This is a genomic window from Paraburkholderia sp. (assembly GCF_050742655.1).
Classification (GTDB): Bacteria; Pseudomonadota; Gammaproteobacteria; order Burkholderiales; family Burkholderiaceae; genus Paraburkholderia.
Genome location: NZ_JBOIGG010000005.1, coordinates 84,143 through 105,222 on the forward strand (window position 1 = coordinate 84,143; position 21,080 = coordinate 105,222).

18 protein-coding genes are annotated in these 21,080 nt (G+C 64.3%); 11 read left to right on the forward strand and 7 right to left on the reverse strand.

What is annotated here, in order from left to right; translation table 11 throughout:
- Positions 1 to 181: 181 nt before the first annotated feature.
- Together ACREXZ_RS09300 and ACREXZ_RS09305 are read left to right on the forward strand one after the other, a co-directional pair.
- Positions 182 to 1,069 carry a glycosyltransferase family 9 protein gene (locus tag ACREXZ_RS09300; RefSeq protein ID WP_431763960.1) on the forward strand — a complete coding sequence of 296 codons (888 nt, stop codon included), beginning with the start codon at positions 182 to 184 and terminating at the stop codon, positions 1,067 to 1,069.
- Positions 1,066 to 2,043, forward strand: coding sequence for a glycosyltransferase family 9 protein (locus tag ACREXZ_RS09305; protein WP_431763765.1), 978 nt, complete (start codon positions 1,066 to 1,068; stop codon positions 2,041 to 2,043). The genes ACREXZ_RS09300 and ACREXZ_RS09305 overlap by 4 nt, the downstream gene beginning before the upstream one ends.
- A 15-nt stretch (positions 2,044 to 2,058) precedes the next feature.
- On the opposite strand, the gene ACREXZ_RS09310 is transcribed toward ACREXZ_RS09305, so the two are convergent.
- The 4 genes from ACREXZ_RS09310 to ACREXZ_RS09325 form a co-directional block, all read right to left on the reverse strand.
- The gene (locus ACREXZ_RS09310) at positions 2,059 to 2,286 is read right to left on the reverse strand and encodes a sulfurtransferase TusA family protein (protein WP_431763961.1); all 228 of its coding nucleotides are present in this window, start codon (positions 2,284 to 2,286) and stop codon (positions 2,059 to 2,061) included.
- 80 nt (positions 2,287 to 2,366) lie between these two features.
- Entirely contained in the window at positions 2,367 to 3,425 is a 1,059-nt protein-coding gene (locus tag ACREXZ_RS09315; protein ID WP_431763766.1) for a Gfo/Idh/MocA family oxidoreductase, read from the reverse strand.
- Positions 3,422 to 4,450, reverse strand: coding sequence for an inositol 2-dehydrogenase (gene iolG, locus ACREXZ_RS09320; RefSeq protein ID WP_431763767.1), 1,029 nt, complete (start codon positions 4,448 to 4,450; stop codon positions 3,422 to 3,424). The genes ACREXZ_RS09315 and iolG overlap by 4 nt, the downstream gene beginning before the upstream one ends.
- A complete protein-coding gene (locus ACREXZ_RS09325) occupies positions 4,443 to 5,327 on the reverse strand; it encodes a MurR/RpiR family transcriptional regulator (protein ID WP_431763768.1) in 885 nt (294 codons plus the stop codon). The genes iolG and ACREXZ_RS09325 overlap by 8 nt, the downstream gene beginning before the upstream one ends.
- Before the next feature lie 261 nt (positions 5,328 to 5,588).
- On the opposite strand from ACREXZ_RS09325, the gene ACREXZ_RS09330 reads away from it, so the two are divergent.
- The 7 genes from ACREXZ_RS09330 to iolB all read left to right on the forward strand — a co-directional run bounded on the left by ACREXZ_RS09330 (position 5,589) and on the right by iolB (position 14,550).
- Positions 5,589 to 6,635 (forward strand): sugar ABC transporter substrate-binding protein, encoded by a 1,047-nt coding sequence (locus tag ACREXZ_RS09330; protein WP_431763769.1) that lies wholly within the window; start codon positions 5,589 to 5,591, stop codon positions 6,633 to 6,635.
- 161 nt (positions 6,636 to 6,796) lie between these two features.
- Positions 6,797 to 7,978: an ABC transporter permease gene (locus ACREXZ_RS09335; protein WP_431763770.1), complete on the forward strand. Its 1,182-nt coding sequence runs from the start codon at positions 6,797 to 6,799 to the stop codon at positions 7,976 to 7,978.
- A gap of 19 nt (positions 7,979 to 7,997) precedes the next feature.
- Positions 7,998 to 8,828 (forward strand): ATP-binding cassette domain-containing protein, encoded by an 831-nt coding sequence (locus ACREXZ_RS09340; RefSeq protein ID WP_431763771.1) that lies wholly within the window; start codon positions 7,998 to 8,000, stop codon positions 8,826 to 8,828.
- A gap of 37 nt (positions 8,829 to 8,865) precedes the next feature.
- On the forward strand, positions 8,866 to 10,881 hold the full coding sequence (locus ACREXZ_RS09345; protein ID WP_431763772.1) for a bifunctional 5-dehydro-2-deoxygluconokinase/5-dehydro-2-deoxyphosphogluconate aldolase: 2,016 nt from the start codon (positions 8,866 to 8,868) through the stop codon (positions 10,879 to 10,881).
- The gene (iolD, locus tag ACREXZ_RS09350; protein ID WP_431763773.1) at positions 10,878 to 12,818 is read left to right on the forward strand and encodes a 3D-(3,5/4)-trihydroxycyclohexane-1,2-dione acylhydrolase (decyclizing); all 1,941 of its coding nucleotides are present in this window, start codon (positions 10,878 to 10,880) and stop codon (positions 12,816 to 12,818) included. The genes ACREXZ_RS09345 and iolD overlap by 4 nt, the downstream gene beginning before the upstream one ends.
- 14 nt (positions 12,819 to 12,832) lie before the next feature.
- Complete coding sequence (gene iolE, locus ACREXZ_RS09355; RefSeq protein WP_431763774.1) at positions 12,833 to 13,747, forward strand: myo-inosose-2 dehydratase; 915 nt, start codon at positions 12,833 to 12,835, stop codon at positions 13,745 to 13,747.
- Positions 13,744 to 14,550: a 5-deoxy-glucuronate isomerase gene (iolB, locus tag ACREXZ_RS09360; RefSeq protein WP_431763775.1), complete on the forward strand. Its 807-nt coding sequence runs from the start codon at positions 13,744 to 13,746 to the stop codon at positions 14,548 to 14,550. Before iolE ends, iolB begins: the two co-directional genes overlap by 4 nt.
- A gap of 15 nt (positions 14,551 to 14,565) precedes the next feature.
- Here the strand turns inward: iolB and ACREXZ_RS09365 are convergent, their stop codons facing one another.
- The 3 genes from ACREXZ_RS09365 to ACREXZ_RS09375 all read right to left on the reverse strand — a co-directional run bounded on the left by ACREXZ_RS09365 (position 14,566) and on the right by ACREXZ_RS09375 (position 18,741).
- Positions 14,566 to 16,875 carry a hypothetical protein gene (locus ACREXZ_RS09365; protein WP_431763776.1) on the reverse strand — a complete coding sequence of 770 codons (2,310 nt, stop codon included), beginning with the start codon at positions 16,873 to 16,875 and terminating at the stop codon, positions 14,566 to 14,568.
- A 408-nt stretch (positions 16,876 to 17,283) separates the two neighbouring features.
- Positions 17,284 to 17,820 carry a hypothetical protein gene (locus tag ACREXZ_RS09370; protein WP_431763777.1) on the reverse strand — a complete coding sequence of 179 codons (537 nt, stop codon included), beginning with the start codon at positions 17,818 to 17,820 and terminating at the stop codon, positions 17,284 to 17,286.
- A 54-nt stretch (positions 17,821 to 17,874) separates the two neighbouring features.
- Positions 17,875 to 18,741 carry a class I SAM-dependent methyltransferase gene (locus ACREXZ_RS09375; RefSeq protein ID WP_431763778.1) on the reverse strand — a complete coding sequence of 289 codons (867 nt, stop codon included), beginning with the start codon at positions 18,739 to 18,741 and terminating at the stop codon, positions 17,875 to 17,877.
- Positions 18,742 to 18,826: 85 nt separating this feature from the next.
- Between ACREXZ_RS09375 and ACREXZ_RS09380 the strand changes: the two genes are divergently transcribed.
- Both ACREXZ_RS09380 and ACREXZ_RS09385 read left to right on the forward strand, forming a co-directional pair.
- Positions 18,827 to 19,798, forward strand: a complete 972-nt coding sequence (locus tag ACREXZ_RS09380) for a LysR family transcriptional regulator (RefSeq protein ID WP_431763779.1) — start codon at positions 18,827 to 18,829, stop codon at positions 19,796 to 19,798.
- Between the two features lie 173 nt (positions 19,799 to 19,971).
- On the forward strand, positions 19,972 to 21,057 hold the full coding sequence (locus ACREXZ_RS09385; RefSeq protein WP_431763780.1) for a hypothetical protein: 1,086 nt from the start codon (positions 19,972 to 19,974) through the stop codon (positions 21,055 to 21,057).
- The last annotated feature ends 23 nt before the right edge of the window (positions 21,058 to 21,080 follow it).

Here is a 21,080-nt window from a genome sequence, read left to right on the forward strand (position 1 = left end):
TGGGACAAAATCCTGGCTGCACTTTATACTTGCCGCCGAACGACGAAATGGTGTGACGTCGCGCAAGTTGACTGAGCACCAATTCGAAAGGACCGACGGGGTAATCATGGGTCAGAACTCTCCCATAACGGGACGTGTTGCTGTTATCGCATCAAGGGCAATAGGCGACTCGTTGCTGCTGATGACGGTCGCCCATAACCTGCAACTGAACGGCGTAACCGTCACGGTGTTCGGCCGCCACCTCCATGCATTGCACAGGTGGTTCCCGCGCGTCGAAGTCAGACCGCCGCTTGAACCCTCCGACCCCGCCACGTCGCAGACCGTCCTCGCCGATTTCTCGCTGGTCCTCGCACTCCATCCCCCTCTCAATCTGACCGACGTCCATCCCCGGGTCGTGCTGCTCGATCATCTTTGCCGAAGCGGATCGAAGGAACCCATGGCGCGCCGGCTGTTCGATTTCTGCCGGGATGAGCTGGCCCTCGCGGTCACGCAGAAGGCAAACGGCCTCACCGCGCCGGCGGAACTTCAACATCGGAAACACGCTACCCGGGTGGTCATTCATCCGACCGCCAGCACGGCGGACAAGTGCTGGCTCAAGTCGCGCTACGTCAGTCTCGCGCGGCGGTTGCGTCAGCGCGGCTTCGATCCGCATTTCGTCGTTGCTCCCGAAGAACGCGCCGGCTGGCTGGACGTTCTGCATCAGGGGCTGAATGTCCCCGCATTCGACACACTCGGCCACCTCGCGGCCTGGGTCTATGAAAGCGGCTGGTTCATCGGCAACGACTCCGGCATCGGCCATCTCGCGTCGAACCTCGATATCCCGACACTCTCGCTCTTCATGCGACGCGGCATTGCCCGCACCTGGCGACCCGACTGGGGCGGCGGACATGTGCTGATCGGTAGCGCGTTCATCCCCGGTGCTCGTTTCAAGGAGCGTTTCTGGAAATACGCGTTGACGGTCGGGCGCGTCGAGCGGGCGTTCGCCCGGCTCCGGCTCGCCACCGATCAACGCGCGTCGCAAACCGTTTCGGCGGTCACGCCGCCGGCGTTCGCACGGAAGACGACATGAACGCGCGCCTCGAAACCCGCATGCTTGCCCGGCAGCACGCGAGCGTCGAGCCGCGCCTGCATAAAAGCAATCTTGGCAGGATGGCGTTTTCGATGTCGAACGCGATCGGCGACTCGCTGATCTCGATGATCATCGTGACCAACCTGCTGAAGAACGGCATTAACGTCACGGTGTACGGAAATCCTGCGTACGCGCTGCGGCACTGGTTCCCAGGCGTCGCCATTCACCGCCTGCCCGTCGAAGAAGACAGCGCGGACACGTTCGCGGCCTACGACACCGTGCTGCAGATGCAGTGGAATCAGCCGCTCGTCCACCTGCTGGATGCGCATCCGCGCGTGAGAACGCTGCACGACATCGAGTTCGGCGAGCATCCCGGCTGCATGGCTGAACGCTTCGCCGATTTTTGCCGCAAGGAACTGGAACTCGATGGCGTGGATCTCGACAACGGTATCGTCGCGCCCACCGATCTGCTGCACCGGCGTCACGCCAGGCGTGTGGTCATTCATCCGGAGGCCAGCACCGACGACAAGCGCTGGCCGGCTTCACGATTCGTGAAACTGGCCCGGCTGCTGCAGCGCAGAGGGTATGAACCGCATTTCGTGATCGCGCCGCACGAACGGGAGCGCTGGAAAGATGTCGAGATGTTCGACGTGCCGGTGCCGCATTTCAACGACCTCAACGCGCTGGCCGCGTGGGTCTACGAATCCGGCTACTTCATCGGCAACGATTCGGGCGTCGGGCACCTCGCGTCGAACCTCGATATTCCGACGGTAAGCCTGTTTCGCCGCCGGGGCGTGTCAGCACGCTGGCGACCCGTGTGGGGCGCGGTGGAGGTCATCCTGCCGTGGCAGTGGGTTCCGACCTCGAAGCTGAAGGAACGTTTCTGGAAAGAAACCCTCACGTGCTCGCGGGTCCTGTCGGCCTTCGTGAGAATGACACGGCGGTATCCGGCACCGTCACACGCATCACGGTGACAGCGAGACGGAAACCTACCGTCTCTTCATCAGAAAAACAAACACCTTGTCCTGCGTCGATACGTCGACGATCTCGTTGCCCGTCTGCTTTGCGAACGCAGCGAAGTCCCGCTGCGAACCGGGATCGGTGGCGAGTACCTTGAGAATCTGGCCGCTTTCCATATCGGCGAGCGCTTTTTTCGCGCGCAGGATCGGCAGCGGGCAGTTCAGCCCGCGTGCATCCACTTCCTTGTGAATCTGAATCTGCATCGACGGTGACCTTCGGGACGGGGCGTCGAACGACGCCGCACAGTGGTCCCGATTCTACCGCAGCCTCCCCGCGCTCACAGCGTTACGGCCTGCCCGCTTTGCAGCGATGCCCGCAGCGCACTGCCGATACGCGTCGCCTCCAGCGCATCCGCGAGACTTGCCCCCGCCTGCTCGCCTGTCGAGGTTCCAACCGACGACACCGCCGCCACGAACGCCTGCGCCTCCGCGAGAAACGCGTCCTCGAACCGCTCGAAGAACGTTGGCGTGCATTCGTTGCGTACGCCGCCCGCATCGAGAATCTCGACACGATTCGCGCGCGGAATACGGCCGATCGTCAATGCGCCCGCCGTGCCGATCACTTCGCTGCCGCTGTCGTTGCCGTGCGCCATGGTCCGCGACGCGTAGAACATCGCAAGGCCGCCACCTTCGAATTCGCAGATCGCCACGCCGTTGTCGACGTCGCCGAATTCACGCAGCCCTTCGTGCAAAGCAATCGTGCCGGTCGCGTACACGCGTGTCGCGCGGGGCTTGCCGAGCAGCCAGCGGGCGACGTCGATGTCGTGCACGGTGCAGTCGAGAAAGATGCCGCCGGAGGTCGGCGCGAAGCGCACGAAAAAGCCGTCGGGATCGTTGCGGTCGCAGGTCTGCGAGCGCACGAGGAACGGCCGGCCGATCGCGCCCGTGTGGATCTTGTCGAACGCGTCGCGATAGCTCGGATCGAAGCGTCGCATGAAGCCAATCGTCGCCTGTAGATGCGGATAGCGCGACGCCTCCGCGAGCACGCGCTCGCATTCGGCGAGATCGAGTGACAGCGGTTTCTCGCAGAACACGTGTTTGCCAGCCCGCAGCGCATCGACGATCTGCTGTGCGTGCAGCGCCGACGGCGTGACGAGCCACACTGCGTCCACGTCGGGATCGGCGAGCAGCGCGGCATACTCGGCGTACAGGCGCGGTTCAGGCAGCGTATCGCGCGCCCACTCGCGTTCTTCTTCGAGCGGACTACATGCCGCGACGAGCGCTGCGCCCGGCACGCGGTACGCGAGATTCTGCGCATGCCGGCGTCCAAGCCGTCCAAGCCCGACGATACCGACGCGCACCGGCCCCTTACGCTCAACCGAACTAATCGCGCTCATCGCACAACCTCGTCGAGCTTCACAGCACGGCCTTCGCGCCACGACAACGTCGCTGCCTCCGCGAGTTCGAGCGCCTTCATCCCGTCGGCGACGGTCGTGCGCACCGGCTTGCCCTGCGTCACCGCCTCGAAGAAATGCGCGATTTCAAGCGCATACGCGGCACGATAGCGTTCGAGGAAGAACGCTTCGGGCACATCGCTCGACACTTCCGTCTTCGAATACGCGACTACTTCGGTCGGTCGCACGTTGCCCGCCTGCAGCATCCCTTCGCTACCGAGCACTTCGAAGCGCTGGTCGTAACCGTACGCCGCGCGGCGCGCGGTGTTGATCTGGCACAGACGTCCGCGTTTCGTGCGGATCGTCACCGCGGTCGAATCGATGTCGCCTGCCGCGGCGATCTCCGGGTCGGTCAGGCAGCTGCCGGTTGCGTGCAGCGTGTCGGCTTCGTCGTCGAGAATCCAGCGGAAGATATCGAAGTCGTGAATCAGCATGTCCTTGAAAATGCCGCCCGAGTGCTTGATGTAGTCGACCGGCGGGGCACCCGGATCGCGGCTCGTCACGACGAGCATCTCCGGCGTGCCGATTTCGCCCGCGTCGATGCGTGCCTTCAGCGCGGAGAACGTCGGGTCGAAACGTCGCTGGAAACCGATCATGCACACGACACCGGCTTTCGCGACCGCATCCGCGCATGCACGTGCTCGCTCGAGTGTGAGATCGACAGGCTTCTCGCAGAAAACATGCTTCTTTTGCGTGGCCGATTGGAGAATCAGGGCCGCGTGCGTGTCGGTGCTCGAACAGATCACCGTCGCGCCGATCGACGCGTCGCCCATCGCGCCGTCGATATCGGCGACCTGTGCACCGTGCTGCGCGGCGAGCGCGGCAGCGGCTTCGCGGTTCACGTCCACCACGTATTTGAGCCGCACGCCCGGCTGTCGCGCGAGATTCGCTGCGTGAATGCGGCCGATGCGGCCCGCGCCGAATACCGCGACGTCGATCGTTTTGCCTGCTGATGTTGTGTCAGTCATCGTAGCCTCCAGTGTCTTTCGATTCTTCTACGTTCAGTTCGAGCTTGTACGCGAGCGCGATAAACAGCGCCTGGCACAGGCAGATGGTGCTGGTCAGCGAGCGGAACGCGAACGCGCTCCCCTCCTTCACGTACAGCTGGGTCGTCGCATAGCGCGCGAGCGGCGACAGTTGACTATCGGTGATCACGAGCGTTTTCGCCTGATGGTGATGCGCGACGCGCAGACAGTACTGCGTCTCCTTGCCGTACGGCGCGAAGCTGATCGCGATCACGACGTCGCCCTTCTTCACGCTGCGGATCTGCTCGCGATACATGCCGCCGAAGCCCGACACGAGATGCACGCGCTTCGGCGTGTGCTGCAACGCGTAGACGATGTAGCTCGCGACCGGAAACGAACGCCGCACGCCGATCACGTAGATGTTGTCGGCCTGCTGCAGCATTTTCACGGCCGCATCGATCTGCGTGTCGTCGAGTCCCGCTTCGAGTTCGTCGAGGCCGCCGCGGCATGCCGCGACGAATTCGCGCGCAACCGAGCCGCCCGACAGCCGCCCCGGCTTCTTTTCGTCGATCAGTTTGCGGATGCGCTGCTGGTAGCTGGTCCCCGATGCGCCCTGGCCGGTATACGCCTGACGAAACACGGTCTGCAGATCGGAGAACCCGGAAAAGCCGAAACGCTGCGCGAACCGCACGACCGCCGACGGATGCACGCCGCAGCTCGCCGCAATGTCGCTGGTGCGATCGACCATCACGCTCGAGCGATGCTGCTCGATGTAGGTCGCGACGCTCTTCAACTGACGCGGCAGCGATTCGTAGTTTTCCGCGATGCGCTGCATCAATTCATCGACGCTCGGCAACTCTTCGGTGCTGTCGTCCGCCATGGTCGCCCCTCTCCTATTTTTTTGCGCTGCAAAACCGCTGTCGCACGAGCCTTGGGAACCGCATCGCGACACCAGATAACGTTGCGGATTATAGGCAGCGCCATTGTCAAATGGAATGGATTTTCCATTTTTATTTTCAATGAAATTTTCATTGCATCGCTCCGGAAGATCGCCTAACCTTGGTCGTGAGCAGTGATGCGGCACGTTCGAACGCTGTGCGCTCGCTCCCTTCAAAAACGACAGACCGAGAAAGGTGGAGACATGAGACTTAGCAAAGGCAAGGCTTCGCTGAGAATACTGGCGGCGGCGCTCACGCTGGCGACAGGCTTCGGCGCGGCATCGGTGGCGCAGGCGGCGGATGCGCACTTCGTGCTGATCAGCCACGCACCCGATTCCGATTCGTGGTGGAACACGATCAAGAACGCGATCAAACAGGCCGACGAGGACTTCAACGTTCAGACCGATTACCGCAATCCGCCGAACGGCGACATCGCGGACATGGCCCGGCTCGTCGAACAGGCCGCGGCGCGCAACTACGACGGCGTGATCACGACGATCGCCGACTTCGATGTGCTGAAAAGCTCGATCGGCAAAGTGACCGAGAAGAAGATTCCGCTCGTCACGATCAACTCCGGCACCGAGGAACAGAGCGCGCAACTGGGCGCGATCATGCACGTCGGCCAGCCCGAATACGTCGCGGGTCACGCGGCCGGCGAGAAGGCGAAAGAAGCCGGCGTCAAGTCGTTCCTGTGCGTGAATCACCTCGCCACCAACACCGTGTCGTTCGATCGTTGCCGCGGCTTTGCGGAAGCACTCGGCGTCGACTACAAGACGTCGACGATCGACTCGGGCCAGGATCCGACCGAAATCCAGTCGAAGGTCAGCGCGTATCTGCGCAACCATCCGAACACCGGCGCGATCCTGACGCTCGGCCCGGTGCCTGCCGCGGCGACGCTGAAGGCGGTCCAGCAGATGGGCCTCGCGGGCAAGATCTACTTCTGCACCTTCGACTTCTCCGACGACATCGCGAAGGCGATCCAGGCGGGCACGATCCAGTTCGCGATCGATCAGCAGCCGTATCTGCAGGGTTATATCCCGGTCGCCGTGCTTGCGATCGTGAAGAAGGACCACACGACCGACCCCGCGAAAATCCGCCAGATTCTGCAGGCGAATCCGAAGTTCAAGGCCCGCCTCGAAGAGTACGGACTGCAGCCGTCGTATGGACCGAAGAACATCCGTTCGGGTCCGGGCTTTATCACGAAGGCGAATCTGGACAAGGTCATCAAGTACGCGGGTCAGTACCGGTAAATCTGCTTTCCCCCTGCTTCACGCGCGGCGCTGCACACGGGCGACATCGGCGGAACCCCTCCGCCATCACCGTCCTGGCCGCCGCGGTTTCAACCGCTTAATCTGCTTTCACTGGCACGCCGCTGCCTACGCGGCGCCGCGCCAGGCATCGAGGAGACATCATGGGCGTAGCCGGCAAACACTTCCCTTCGCATGCGGGTGAGAATCCCGACGGCAAACCGTCGGACCCATCCGCGTCAACCGCAGCCGCGCCGGCGGCCGCCGACGAGCGCATCCGCAAGGAGTCGTGGTTCGGTCATCTGCTGAATCGCCCCGAATTCGCGGCGATTTCCGGTGCCGTGCTGGTATTCATCGTGTTCGCGTTCGGCGCGGGCGGCTCTGGCATGTTCAATCTCGACGGCGTGATGAACTGGTCGCAGGTGTCCGCGTACCTCGGCATCCTCGCGGTCGGCGCATGTCTGCTGATGATCGCCGGCGAGTTCGATCTGTCGATCGGTTCGATGATCGGCTTCGCCGGGATGATGGTCGCGATCCCGTCGGTGTATTTCCACTGGCCGCTGTCGCTGTCGATCCTGTTCGCGTTCGCCGGCTCGATGCTGCTCGGCGCGCTGAACGGCTATCTCGTGGTGCGCACACGGCTGCCGTCGTTCATCGTCACGCTCGCGTTCCTGTTCATCCTGCGTGGCTTGACGCTCGCACTGTCGATCATGGTCGCGGACCGCACGATCATCTCCGGTGTCGGCGATCTCGCGAAGCAGGACTGGGTAGCAAACCTGCTGTTCCACGGCGTCGCGCTGCACGGCATTTTCACGTGGCTCGCCCATATCGGCGTCGGCCAGATGCTCGACAACGGCCAGCCGCTCGTGCCGGGCGTTCCGAAGGTCATCCTGTGGTGGTTCGCGCTCGCAGCAGTCTTCGCGTTCGTGCTCGCGAAGACGCGTTACGGCAACTGGATTCTCGCGGTCGGCGGCGACGCGAACGCGGCGAAAAACGTCGGCGTGCCGGTGCGACGCGTGAAGATCTTGCTGTTCGTGCTGACCGCGTTCTGCTCGTGCCTGTTCGCGGTGCTACAGGTCTGCGACATCGGCTCGGCCGCGGCGGATCGCGGGCTGCAAAAAGAATTCGAAGCGATCATCGCCGCGGTGATCGGCGGCACGCTGCTGACGGGCGGCTACGGCTCCGTCATCGGTGCGTGTTTCGGCGCGCTGATCTTCGGCGTCGTGCAGATCGGCATTACCTATACGAACGTCAGCTCCGACTGGTTCCGCGTGTTCCTCGGCGTAATGCTGCTGATCGCCGTGCTGTTCAACCACTACGTGCGCCGCCGCGTCGCGCAATCGTAACCGTCACGAGGAGACGACCATGTCCGAACCTGTCAATGACGCCCCGTCCGCCGCCGCCCCCGATACCGGCGACACGATCCTCGCGCTCGAAAACGTCAGCAAGTTTTTCGGCAAGGTGATCGCGCTGTCGGGCGTCACGCTGCGGCTAAAGCGCGGCGAAGTGCACTGCCTGCTCGGCGACAACGGCGCCGGCAAATCCACGTTGATCAAGACGCTCGCCGGCGTGCATCAGCCCTCTTCCGGCGAATACCTGGTGGACGGCAACCCTGTCCGCTTCGAGTCGCCGAAAGACGCGCTCGACCTCGGTATCGCGACCGTCTATCAGGATCTCGCGCTCGTGCCGCTGCTGTCGGTCGCGCGCAACTTCTTCATGGGCCGCGAACCGCAGAAAAAGATGTTCGGTTTTCTGAACGTGATGGACCTCGAAACCAGCGCCGTCACCGCCCGCGACAAGCTCGCCGAAATGGGCATCCACGTGCGCGATCCGCATCAACCGATCGGCACGATGTCCGGCGGCGAACGTCAATGTCTCGCGATCGCGCGTGCGATCCACTTCGGCGCGCGCGTGCTGATCCTCGACGAACCCACCGCCGCGCTCGGCGTGAAGCAGAGCTTCAACGTGCTGAAGCTGATCCACACCGCGCGTGCGAAGGGCATCTCGGTGATCTTCATCACGCACAACGTGCACCACGCGTATCCGATCGGCGATTCGTTCACGCTGCTCAATCGCGGCAAATCGCTCGGCACCTACACGAAAGAAACCATCACCAAGGACGAAGTGCTCGACATGATGGCCGGCGGCGCCGAGATGCAGAAAATGATCGGCGAACTCGACGGCGCCGTGATCTGACGCCGGACCGGCGCAGCCCAGACCTCCAGGAATCCCCATGGCTCTATCCGCTTCCCCTAACACCGCTGCGAGCCGCTTCGCTACGGGCCGCACCCGCGACGTCGTGTGCCTCGGCCGTCTCGCCGTCGATCTCTACGCGCAGCAGGTCGGCGCGCGACTCGAAGACGTATCGAGCTTCGCGAAATATCTCGGTGGCTCGTCGGCGAACATCGCGTTCGGCTGCGCGCGGCTCGGCCTCGCGTCCGCGATGCTCGCGCGCGTCGGCAACGATCACATGGGCCGCTTTCTGACCGACACGCTCGCGCGCGAAGGCTGCGACGTCGGCCACGTGAAGATCGATCCTGACCGCCTCACCGCGCTCGTGCTGCTCGGTCTGAAGGATCGCGACACGTTCCCGCTCGTGTTCTATCGCGAGAACTGCGCGGACATGGCCGTCGACGAAGAGGATTTCGACGAAGCGTTCATCGCGTCGTCGAAAGCGCTGCTGATCACCGGTACGCACTTCTCGACCGAGCAGGTGAACCGCACGAGCCGTCGCGCGCTCGACTACGCGCGCCGCAACCAGGTGCGCACCGTCCTCGATATCGATTACCGGCCGGTGCTGTGGGGCCTCACTGGCAAGGCCGACGGCGAGACCCGTTTCGTCGCGAACGAAGACGTCACCGCGCATCTGCAACGCATCCTGCCGCTGATCGATCTCGTGATCGGCACCGAAGAGGAATTCCGCATCGCCGGCGGCAAGACCGATCTGATCAACGCACTCGCGATGGTCCGCGCGGTCACGCCGGCCACGCTCGTCGTGAAGCGCGGGCCGCTAGGCTGCCAGATCGTCGACGGCGCGGTGCCCGCTTCGCTCGACGATCTGCCGTTGCAAGGCGGCGTCGAAGTCGATGTGCTGAACGTGCTCGGCGCAGGCGACGCGTTCGCGTCGGGCTTCCTGTCCGGCTGGCTGCGCGACGAACCGCTCGACGCCTGCGCACGCGCTGCCAATGCGAGCGGCGCGCTGGTCGTGTCGCGCCACGGCTGCGCGCCCGCGATGCCGACGCCCGCCGAACTCGCGTACTTCCTGCGCGAGGCGCAGGCCGACCCGCAGCGGATGCGCCGTCCGGACCTCGACGCTACGCTCGCGCGGCTGCATCGCGTGACGCCGCCGCGCACGCCGCGCGACGAAGTGCTCGGCTTCGCGTTCGATCACCGCAACCAGTTCTTCGACCTCGCGCAGCAGACCGGCGCCGACGAAAGCCGCATCTCGACTCTGAAAAACCTGTTCGTCGAAGCGGTCGCGCAGACCGAAACGGCGCTCGGGCTGCAAGGCCGCATCGCGATGCTGATCGACGACCGCTACGGCCAGGACGCGTTGAACGCGGCGACCGGCCGCGGCTGGTGGATCGGTCGCCCGGTCGAACTGCCGGGCTCGGTGCCGCTCGTGTTCGATCACGGCCGCTCGATCGGCACGACGCTCGTCAGTTGGCCGCAGGAACACATCGCGAAGTGCCTCGTCCAGTATCACCCGGACGAACCGATCGAACAGCGGCTCGAACAGGAGGCGCAATTGCGCGCGCTGTACGACGCGGTGCAGGCGAGCGGCCACGAACTGCTGCTCGAGGTGATTCCGCCGAAGCATCTGCCGCAGGCGCCCGATACCGTTTATCGCGCGCTGAAACGGCTGTACAACATCGGCATCTATCCGGAGTGGTGGAAGCTCGAACCGATGGATGCCGCGCAATGGCAAAGCATCGACACGCTGATCGCCGAACGCGATCCGTACTGCCGCGGCGTCGTGCTGCTCGGGCTGTCGGCAGCAGTCGACCAGTTGTGCGACGGTTTTCGTGCGGCGGCTGCGTCGGCGACCTGCCGCGGTTTCACGGTCGGGCGTACGATCTTCCATGAAGCGAGCCACGCGTGGCTCGCCGGACAGATCGGCGACGACGAACTGATCGCGCGCGTGCGCCGAACGTTCGAAACGCTGATCGCCGCGTGGCGCGACGCGCGCAGTGCGGCGGGTGTGCAAACGGCGGCGAAGCATAGCGTTCATCAGGAGCAGGCGGCATGAACCAGCGCATCGTGCATCACGAACCTCAAGCGCGGACACAGGCACCTGCAACCGGCACGGTGCGCATCACCGCCGCCCAGGCGCTGGTCCGCTATCTCGCCGCACAACGCGTCGCAACCGAAGACGGCAGCGGCACCGAGCCGCTGTTCGGCGGCGTGTTCGCGATCTTCGGTCACGGCAACGTCGCCGGCCTCGGCGAAGCGCTGTATCAGCACCGCGACGAACTGCCCACCTTGCGTGCGCACAACGAGCAGGCGATGGCGCACAGCGCGATCGCGTATGCGAAGGCGCACTTCCGGCGCCGGATGATGGCCGTCACGACATCGATCGGCCCAGGCGCGACGAACCTCGTCACCGCCGCCGCGCTCGCGCACGTGAACCGGCTGCCGGTGCTGCTGCTGCCCGGCGACATCTTCGTATCGCGCGCGCCCGACCCGGTGCTGCAACAGGTCGAGGATTTCCACGACGGCGGGATCTCCGCAAACGATGCGCTGAAGCCCGTATCGCGCTACTTCGACCGCATCGTGCATCCGGCGCAGCTACTGAACGCATTGCCGCGCGCGATCCGTGTGCTGACCGATGCCGCGCTGTGCGGCCCCGTCACGCTCGCGCTGCCGCAGGACGTGCAAGCCGCCGCGTGGGACTTCCCTGCTTCGTTCTTCGAACCGCGCGTCGTGCGACCGCATGCACCCGCGCCGCGCGCCGACGACCTCGACGCCGCCGCCGAACGGCTCGCACATGCGAAACGCCCGCTGATCGTCGCGGGTGGCGGCGTGCTCTATGGCAACGCCGCCGACGCACTCGCCGCATTCGCGACCGCGCACGGCGTGCCAGTCGCGGAAACCCAGGCCGGCAAGGGTGCACTCGCGTGGGATCATCCGTTGAACGCGGGTGCGCTCGGCGTAACCGGTTCGCCCGCGGCGAACGGACTCGCGCACGATGCGGACTGCGTGCTCGCGATCGGCACACGGCTGCAGGACTTCACCACCGGCTCGAACACGCTCTTCACGCAGGCCGACGTGATCGGCATCAACGCGAACGCGTTCGACGGACTCAAGCATCGCGCGCTGGCAGTCGAAGCCGATGCGCGTCTCGCACTCGATGCGCTCGCCGAGCGTCTGCGCACCTGGCACGCGGACCGCACGTGGACCTCGCGCGCGCAGAAGGCCGCGACCGGCTGGCGCGACACCGTCGGCACGCTCACGAACACACCGCAGCGCGACACCGTGCTGCCCTACGACGCCGACGTAATCGGCGCGGTGCAGCGCTCGTCTCCGCGCTCCGCGACCGACGATATCGTCGTCTGCGCGGCCGGCACGCTGCCCGCCGAACTCCACAAGCTGTGGCGCGCAGGCCGGCCCGGCGCGTATCACGTCGAGTACGGCTATTCGTGCATGGGCTACGAGATCGCGGGCGGCCTCGGCGCAAAGCTCGCCAGACCCGATCGCGAAGTGATCGTGATGGTCGGCGACGGCAGCTATCTGATGATGAACAGCGAGATCGCGACGTCAGTGATGCTCGGCGCGAAGCTGATTATCGTGGTGCTCGACAACCGTGGTTACGGCTGCATCAACCGGCTGCAGCAGGCCTGCGGCGGCGCGCCGTTCAACAACATGTTCGACGACTGCGTGCAGGGACCGGCCGGCGCACCGGCGATCGATTTCGCCGCGCATGCGCGTGCGCTCGGCGCACACGCGGAACACGTCGCGAACGTCGCGGAACTGGAAACCGCGCTGCAACGCGCGCGTGCCGCCGACCGCACGTACGTGATCAGCATCGACACCGATCCCGCGCGCACCACCGACGACGGCGGCTGGTGGTGGGAAGTCGCCGTGCCCGAAGTGTCGCCGCGCGAAGCGGTCCGCGACGCGCGCGCGCAATACGAAGCCCAGCTCGCCGCGCGTACCCACGCCGCCGGCGATGCCGTCAACGATTGATCGAGGAACCGCGCATGACTCCGTTCGAAGTACGCATCGGCATCAACCCGCTGTCGTGGATGAACGACGACCTGCCCTCGCTCGGCGGCGAAACACCGCTCGAACTCGCGCTGACCGAAGGCCGCGCGATCGGCTACGAAGGGTTCGAACTCGGCAACAAGTTTCCGCGCGAGCCGCAGGCGCTGAAGGCGTTGCTCGCGCAATACGACCTGTCGCTCGTGTCCGGCTGGTACTCCGGCCGGCTCGCGAAACGCAGCGTCGAAGAAGAGATCGCCGCCGTCGGCCCGCATCTCGAACTGCTCGCAAAAAACGGCGCGACCGCGATGGTGTATGGCGAAGTCGCCGATACGATCCAGGGTGCGCCGCGTCCGCTGTATCAGCGGCCTCGGTTTTTCAGCGAAGCGCAATGGGACGAATACGCGGCGCGCGTCGACGCGTTCGCGCGCTATACGCTCAGTCACGGCGTGCGGCTCGCGTATCACCACCATATGGGCGCGTACGTCGAGACGCCTGCCGACGTCGATCGTCTGATGGCAAAGACCAGTGACGCGGTCGGGTTACTGTTCGACGCGGGGCACATCACGTTCGCGGGCGGCGATCCGCTCGACGTACTCGACCGGCACATCGCGCGCGTCTGCCACGTGCATTGCAAGGACGTGCGGCCCGCAGTCATGAAACTCGCGCGCAACCGCAACTGGAGTTTTCTCGATGCAGTGATCGCTGGTGCGTTCACCGTGCCGGGCGACGGCGCAGTCGATTTCCCCGCAATCATCGCGAAGCTGAAGCGCCACGGGTATCGCGGCTGGCTCGTCGTCGAGGCGGAGCAGGACCCGATCGTCGCGCCGTCGTATTCTTATGCGCAGAAGGGTTATCAGACGCTGCGTGCGCTCGTCGATGCGCCGCTCGAACCCACCAGGGAGGCTGCATGAGCCTGCTCGTCAAGGCAAAGCGCGAAGGCCAGACGATCGCGCGTGTGACGCCGGAATCGGCCGGCTGGCAGCACGTCGGTTTTTCCGCGCACCGGGTCGCGCCGGACGGTGTATTGCAGGTGCTCGAAGCAGCACGCGAGGTGTGCATCGTCGTGCTGTCGGGCACGGTCGATATCGAAACGCCGCAGGCTCGGTGGACCAGCCTCGGCTCGCGCACGAGCGTGTTCGACGATGCGGCGCCGTATGCGGTGTATCTGCCGCCGAAGGTGCGCGCGACGTTGCGCGCACGTACTGCTGCCGAGATCGGTATCGCGAGCGCGCCGGCATCGGGCCGCTATCCGGTGCGGCTGATCGATCCGTCGCAGATGAAGCGCTCGACCCGCGGCAAAGGCCAAAACACGCGCTACGTGTGCGATATCCTGCCGCAGACCGAGCCCGCGGAATCGCTGCTCGTGGTCGAGGTGCGTACGCCGGGTGGTCATGCGTCGAGCTATCCGCCGCACAAGCATGACACCGATAACGTGCCGGTCGAAAGCTCGCTCGAGGAAACCTATTACCACCGGCTGAATCCGCCGCAGGGCTTCGCGTTCCAGCGCGTGTACACCGATGCGCGTGATATCGACGAATCGATGGCGGTGGAGGATCACGACGTCGTGATGGTGCCGCGCGGTTATCACCCGGTCGTGGTGCCTTATGGCTACGACTCGTACTACCTGAACGTGATGGCCGGCGACCAGCGCGTGTGGCACTTTAAAAACGATCCGGCGCACGAGTGGATTATCGAGCGCGACGCGCGTAGTTGATGTGCTGCGTTGCGGTCATTGTTTAGCTGCAACGTCCACCGTCAGCGAACCATCCTCGCCCATCCGCACCCTGCCCTTCGACACGTCGCGCCGATACGCGTACAGGTCGAAGTGCATCGGGTCGGTGGTGCACGCGCTGTCGTGAATCAGCGTGCGACCGTTGACGACCAGCGAATTGAACATCTTGATGTCGCCGGATTCGATCCACACGAAGCTGGCGCCCGCTCCCCCCGCGTTCGCCGGTGGATGCGCAACCGCCGCGCCCGCCTCACGCCGGAACTTCAGTACGAGCCCTTCGTCGGTGACCTCCGCGCTTTCGAGCCGCCCTTGCAGTACCGGCGGCGGAAACACCGTGTACTGATCGAACACAAGCTGATTGCCGTCGAGCTTCACGCCTTTGCGTGCGAACGGCGTCAGCGACGCGAGCGGAATGTTCAGCGCGCGCAGCAGACCCGCCTGCGGCACACCGAGCACCGACACCGAGTCCGGCGTGTACACCAGATGCCGCTCGTCGCGCACGACCAGCGTGCCGTGCATCTTCGTCGGCAGCCATACGCCGGGGAAGTGATTCCACAGCTTGATGCCCCCGGTCACATCGAGACTGCCGTTCGCGGGCTTCAGTTGCAGATCGTTCAGCGAGCGCGGCGAGTAGTCGAGCAGATAGTCGTTGAAGAGCGCGGCCATCGCGGGCCACGGCTCGACGACTTCGCCGCCGAGGATGTGGATGTCGTATTGATCCGGATCGTCGAGATCGACCGGCTGGCCCGGATGCTTCGGCGCCATCTGCGCATCGAGCGTGCGTACATGAAAACCGATCTTCCCCGCGACGTAGAAGTCGACGTTCTGCACGTGAATCAGCGGCGCGACGCCTGGTGAATGGCGCTCGTCGATAACGACACCCGCCGTGCCGCGCTGGGGCTGCTGTGTCATCGCGGTGCGCAGGCTCGCGGGGATCACGCTGGCAGTACCGGCGACTGCAGTCGTGCCATCCGGTGAACGCGCGCGCAACGCGGGCGGCACGCGCTGCCATTCGGCGCGCGCGAGCGCAAGCGACGCCTGCTGCGAGCGGATAAAACTGTCGTTGTAGCGCGCGGCCGCACTGCCCGTCTGCGCAGCGGCTGCAGCAGTGTCGCTCGCCGCGTTTGCGAGCGACGTGTATGACGGCAGATGCACGTCGAGCGCGCCAGCTTCGTCGAACGTGAAATAGCCGGCCGCCATCTGCTCGCGGTAGTGATACAGATCGAGCACGAACGGTATGTTCGAAGTGCTGTTATCGAGCGGCGTGATCGCCATGTCGATGTTCATCGGAATCGAGCGCATGAACTTCACGTCGCCGCCCAGGATCAGCATGCCGCGCGCGGGCATCGTCGCGGGCCACGCGACGTCGTGCAACGTGCCGTCGTCGAGCGTGAAGCGCACGCCGGCCGGCGACGTGTCGATCCGCGTGATCGTCATCCGCAGCGCGGGCGGTGGCGTCAGCTTCGCGACCGCCATCACGACGTCGTCGCCTTCCAGATGCGCGATCGGCGTGCTGACCTTCAGCAGGTCCGCCATCCGCACGTGCGCGGCGCGCATCAGACTGTCGGCGGAGACGCCCGCGACTTCAGTATGGTCCGCATGAAAGACCATCTCGTCGGCATTGCGCATCGCGAGCGTGCCCGTCAGCGCGATCGGCACCCAGCCGTCGCGTTGCATTTCGCCGGTGATCTTCAGACGGCCGTCCTGCGGCTCGACGCGCATGTTGCGCAGCGGCGAGCCCTGGTACTGGAACAGATAGCGGTTGAAGATCGCGGTCAGCTTCGCCGCGTCGAGCGTGACCTCGCCGCGATGCACGGTGATCGCGACGCTGGTCGGATCGTCGAACACGATTGGGTCGCCCGCGCGCGTCGGCGTGAGTGTCGCGGCCATCCGGTGAATCATGAAACCGATGTCGCCGGTCACGCGAAAGTCTACGTCGCGCGCGAACATCATCGACCCGTCGATGCCCGAATCGCGCAGTGTGAACGGTCGCGTGCGGTTGACGCGCATGCCGCTCTCAGAAGGTACGCGGGCGGCGATGCGCTGCTCGTCGGCGAGTTGCTGGGCCTTGGCGGTTTCGAGTGTGGGGCGTGGGGAGGATGCCGGGGTTGCGGGCGATGCGGTGAGTGATGTCGCGGGAGTCGCGGGAGTCCCGCTTGCGCTTGCATCCGCATTCGCGTCCGCGCAAGCGGCAATCCCAAGCGCGCTGAGCGTGACAAGCACGGTCGCCGACAGCGCGAGCGTGTAGCGCAGCCGCCTGGGTTTGCGCTGCGCATCCGTGTGCCGTTTGTTCTCGATGTCGTGCATGTCGTCTCCTCCCTGTGCAGTCCGCCCGTGGGCAGCGCACTGGATTTATCTATTGGTCGGCGCTTGTGCGCTCATGTGTGCAACCGACGGCGCCAGACGGCCGCCCTCGCCCTCGATTGTCTTTATTTGTGGCCGTGTTGCCGACAAGATTCCTGGAGGGCTGGCACCAAACGCTCAGACGTTCGAATGAAACAGCGCGCAAGCCGCCGACCCGTGCGGGACGGGCGTGTACGCGTGGCGTGCGTGGTGTGGTCAAACGGGGAAAACGTAGACGAAATTGCGGCAGGTGGGATGCACGTCGTGCGGCGGCGCGGCAATCGGCTGCGAGGGTCGATTGATCGCTACCGCGCAACAAGCTCAGGCGTGCGCGGAAAGGTCCTTCGATCGTCGCAGCCTGCCCGCAGCAGACTACGCTTTGGAGATATCACGGCTCACGGAAGCATCGATGGTTCGAAGCCGCCTTAAGGGGCGCAACATCAGATAGAAAGCGGCAACATGCGTGATCATCAGCACAGGCACGTAGATGACCGGAATCGCGTACGTGTCGCGCAGTAGTTCTCCCACATGCGCGGGAACATCGGCCTGGATAGCGTGGTAGTAGTCGACGATGAGGTCGGTCACTCCCACACCATTGAAGGCTACGACGAATAACCAGGCGAGTCGGCGTATTCGTGCCGTGACTAGCGCCAGCATCGCCAGCACGCCTGTAGCGAAGTCGCCGTATGCGGCGAACACGGCGAAGCTGGCAGGAAGATGCGGACTCACGACACCCGGCAGGATAAAGACCAGGCCGAAGAAACGGAAGCTGTGCAACGTAGCGATCGCGCGTTGCGCTTCGAACAGGTCCATCGACTTAAGCCTGGGCCAGATATATACACCGAAGCAAAGCAGCCAGGCGACATACCCCAGGACGAGCTGCAGCTGGAAGATAAATTCGGGTGACATGTTGCCTCCTGTCGACCGCAGTGAGTGCCGCGACGCTTACTGCGATCCCACGCATTATGGTTGCCGGTGAATTCGAGAATTCGTGGATACGGCCTCGAACACTGCGGTCAAAATGCCGAGCCGGCCTTCCAGGAGATTCCTCCCCAGGTTGGCGACAAGCTGTGCAAAGTCCGGCCCCATCACCACGCCGAGATTGAGCGAGGGCGGCGGCCCTGACGCACGCATCCCGGCAGACCAGGCCTTGGCGGCCTCGGTGTCGTTTTGCGATGCCAGCGTGCGGAAGCCCGCCTGTTCGATTGCGTCGCGCGTTGCATCGGCCGTCAGCAGAAAGCTCGTTGCTGGCGTTCGCGCCCAGGGAACGGGGTAGTACGGTTCGCTGCCCTCACTGCCCTCACCGCCGTTCGCGACGACGTCGAACGTTGCGAATCTGCCGCGTGGCTTCAGCACGCGTCGGAGCTCCTGGTAAAGCCGTGGGCGGTCGGAGATGTTCATCGCCACGTGCTGCAGCAACACGGCGTCGAAACAGCTGCCGTCGAAGGGAAGATCCAGTGCGCTGGCAGATTGGAACGATACCTGTTCGCCTTGCCCCGTGCGCTGGGTGAGATAGCGCGCGGCATCCACGAACGGTTCGCTGAGGTCGATACCGATCACCCGGCAGCCACAGGTTGCAGCCAGAAAACGGGCTGGGCCACCCATGCCCGAACCCACGTCCAGCACCGACATGTCGGCGGTGATCCCGGCCAGCGTGGCAAGCTCGGCGGTGGCAGCAAGCCCGCGGGTGTGAAACTGGTCGAGGACGGCCAGTTGCCGCGGCGTAAGCGGCTCCTCCTCGGGCCCAAGGAACGCGAGCGCGATCTTCAGCCGCTCGGTCAGGCCGGTCGCGCGATAGTGGTCGCGGACGCCATCAAGTACATCGTTCATCGCAAGGCTCCCCACTCCTGAGTTGTATGTGCCAGGTGTACCATCGACTCGCGCGAGCGACTATTCATCACAATGTTGACGGGCTATGAAGCAGAACTTCACTGTCAGGCAGGGCGCGCTCGATGGCGTAGAGGTGTTCCTGAGCGTTGCCCAGCATCGCAGTTTTCGCAGGGCCGCCGCGGAGCTCGGCGTGACGCCGTCGGCCATCAGTCAGGCGGTGCGTGTACTCGAAGCGCGCATTGGCGCAGCGCTCTTCATACGCACCACGCGCAGTGTCGGTCTGACCGAAGCCGGTGAACGGTTTCTTTCGCGCGCAAAACCTGCCTTCGAGGAACTGGTCGCCGCGAGTGAAATTGCGCGCGGACTCGGCCAGCGGCCGACCGGATTGCTGCGTCTCTCAGTGCCGCGCGCGGTCGTCCCGATCCTGCTCGAGCCACTGATCGCATCCTTCTGCAAAGCGAACCCCGAGGTCGAGGTGGAGATCGCCGCAAGCGAAAAGCTGATCGATCTTGCAGCGGAAGGATTCGACGCCGGCATCCGGCTGGGTCAGTTCGTCGCCGCCGACATGGTCGCGGTGCCGTTGACGCCACCGTTTCGTCTCATCGTCGTCGGCAGCCCTGCCTACTTCGCCGCGCGCAGCCGGCCCAATCACACGGACGATCTGCGCGGGCACGCGTGCTTGCGACGGCGGCAATCCGGTGGCGCGCTCGCGCCATGGTCGTTCAACGACAATGGCCAGGCGATCGAGATCGCCGTATCCGGCCCGCTCATCGCGAGCGATTTTTCGATCATGCTTGGCGCGGCGATCGAAGGCGTGGGCCTTGCCCAGCTACCTGAGCCGATAGCCGCCGAAGGGTTGCGAACGGAAAAACTGGTGCAGGTGCTGGAGGCGTATGCGCCAGTGATTCCTGGCGTGTTTCTCTACTATCCGGACCGCCGGCAGATCATGCCGAAGCTGCGCGCGTTCATCGATCACGTGAAGAACCGCCCGGCAAGCGACGGCAAGGTCGAGAGACAAGATCACGCGAGGCGTGCTGGATCGAAGAAAAAAGGGTGATGGCCTGCGCGAAGAATCTGGCGTGCCGCTGGTTTTGTGGCAGCGCGACAGTCGATGCTGCCCCATGCTGACGTCACCATTCAGTCATGCCCACATGTTTCCATGTCTTACGTGTCATTACCGGATATTCAGCACATGCCGGTGCCCCCGCAGATACGTTCAAGGAGAGATACATGCCGAGCATTCGACCTGTTTGTAAACTAAACCGCGTTGTCAGTCGCACCGCGCTGGCGTTCACCGTCTTCTGTTTCGCCGCTGGCGACGCCGCCGCGCAAAGTTCAGTAAAACCTGTAGTCACCCCGGGCTTCAGCCTGAGCGTCTTTGCAACGGGTTCTGGCGGGCTGTTCAGCGCACCGGACTCCCTCGCCGTGCTCGACGATCACGTCTGGGTCGGCTATGCCAACACCGGCGCACCGGATGGCTCGAACGGTGCGAAGAGCGAGATCGTTGAATATTCGCTGAACGGTACCGTCGTAAAGACTTACGAAGTGGCAGGACATAACGATGGCCTGAAGGTCAATCCGTACACGCGTGAAATCTGGGCGATGCAGAACGAGGATGCGAGTCCAAACCTCGTCATCATCACCCCTGCGACCGGCCAGGCCTCTGCGCCTTATTCCTTTGACAAGACGCTGCACGGCGGTGGTTACGATGACCTCGTGTTCAAGGACGGCGTGACCTACCTCAGCGCGTCCAATCCCACCCTTAGCGCCAGTGGCAAGAATACGGGACCGGCGATTGTCCGCATTGTGCGCATCAATGCAAACACTCACACGATCGGCGTCGCGCCGACAGTGAGCGGCACACTGAGCGCCAGCGACATCCCGTTTGGCACGGTGACGACGCTCAACCTGACCGATCCGGATTCGATGACGCTCACGCCGTCGGGCGACGTCCTGCTCGATGATCAGGGCGACGGTCAGCTCGTCCTGTTTCACTCTTCGGGCAATGAGCCGCGGGTGCAGTATCTTCCGCTTCTCGGCCAGGTGCAGGTTGACGACACAGTGTTCGCGACCGCGCGACGAGGCTTCCTGCTGGTGTCCGATACGAAGGCAAACACGGTCTACAAAGTCAGCGCGAACGTCTGGCAGCGCGACGCGGCCTTCTCGGCGTCCGGGGGCGTAGCCACTGCCACGCCGCCAGTGCCGGGATATATGGGCCAACTGGATATGCGCAGCGGGGCACTCCTTCCGTTAGTGACCAACCTGGGCAGTCCGCACGGCATGGCGTTCGTGGCGCAAGGGGACAATCAGCAGTAACGCGCTCACGTTGCTTGCCAAAT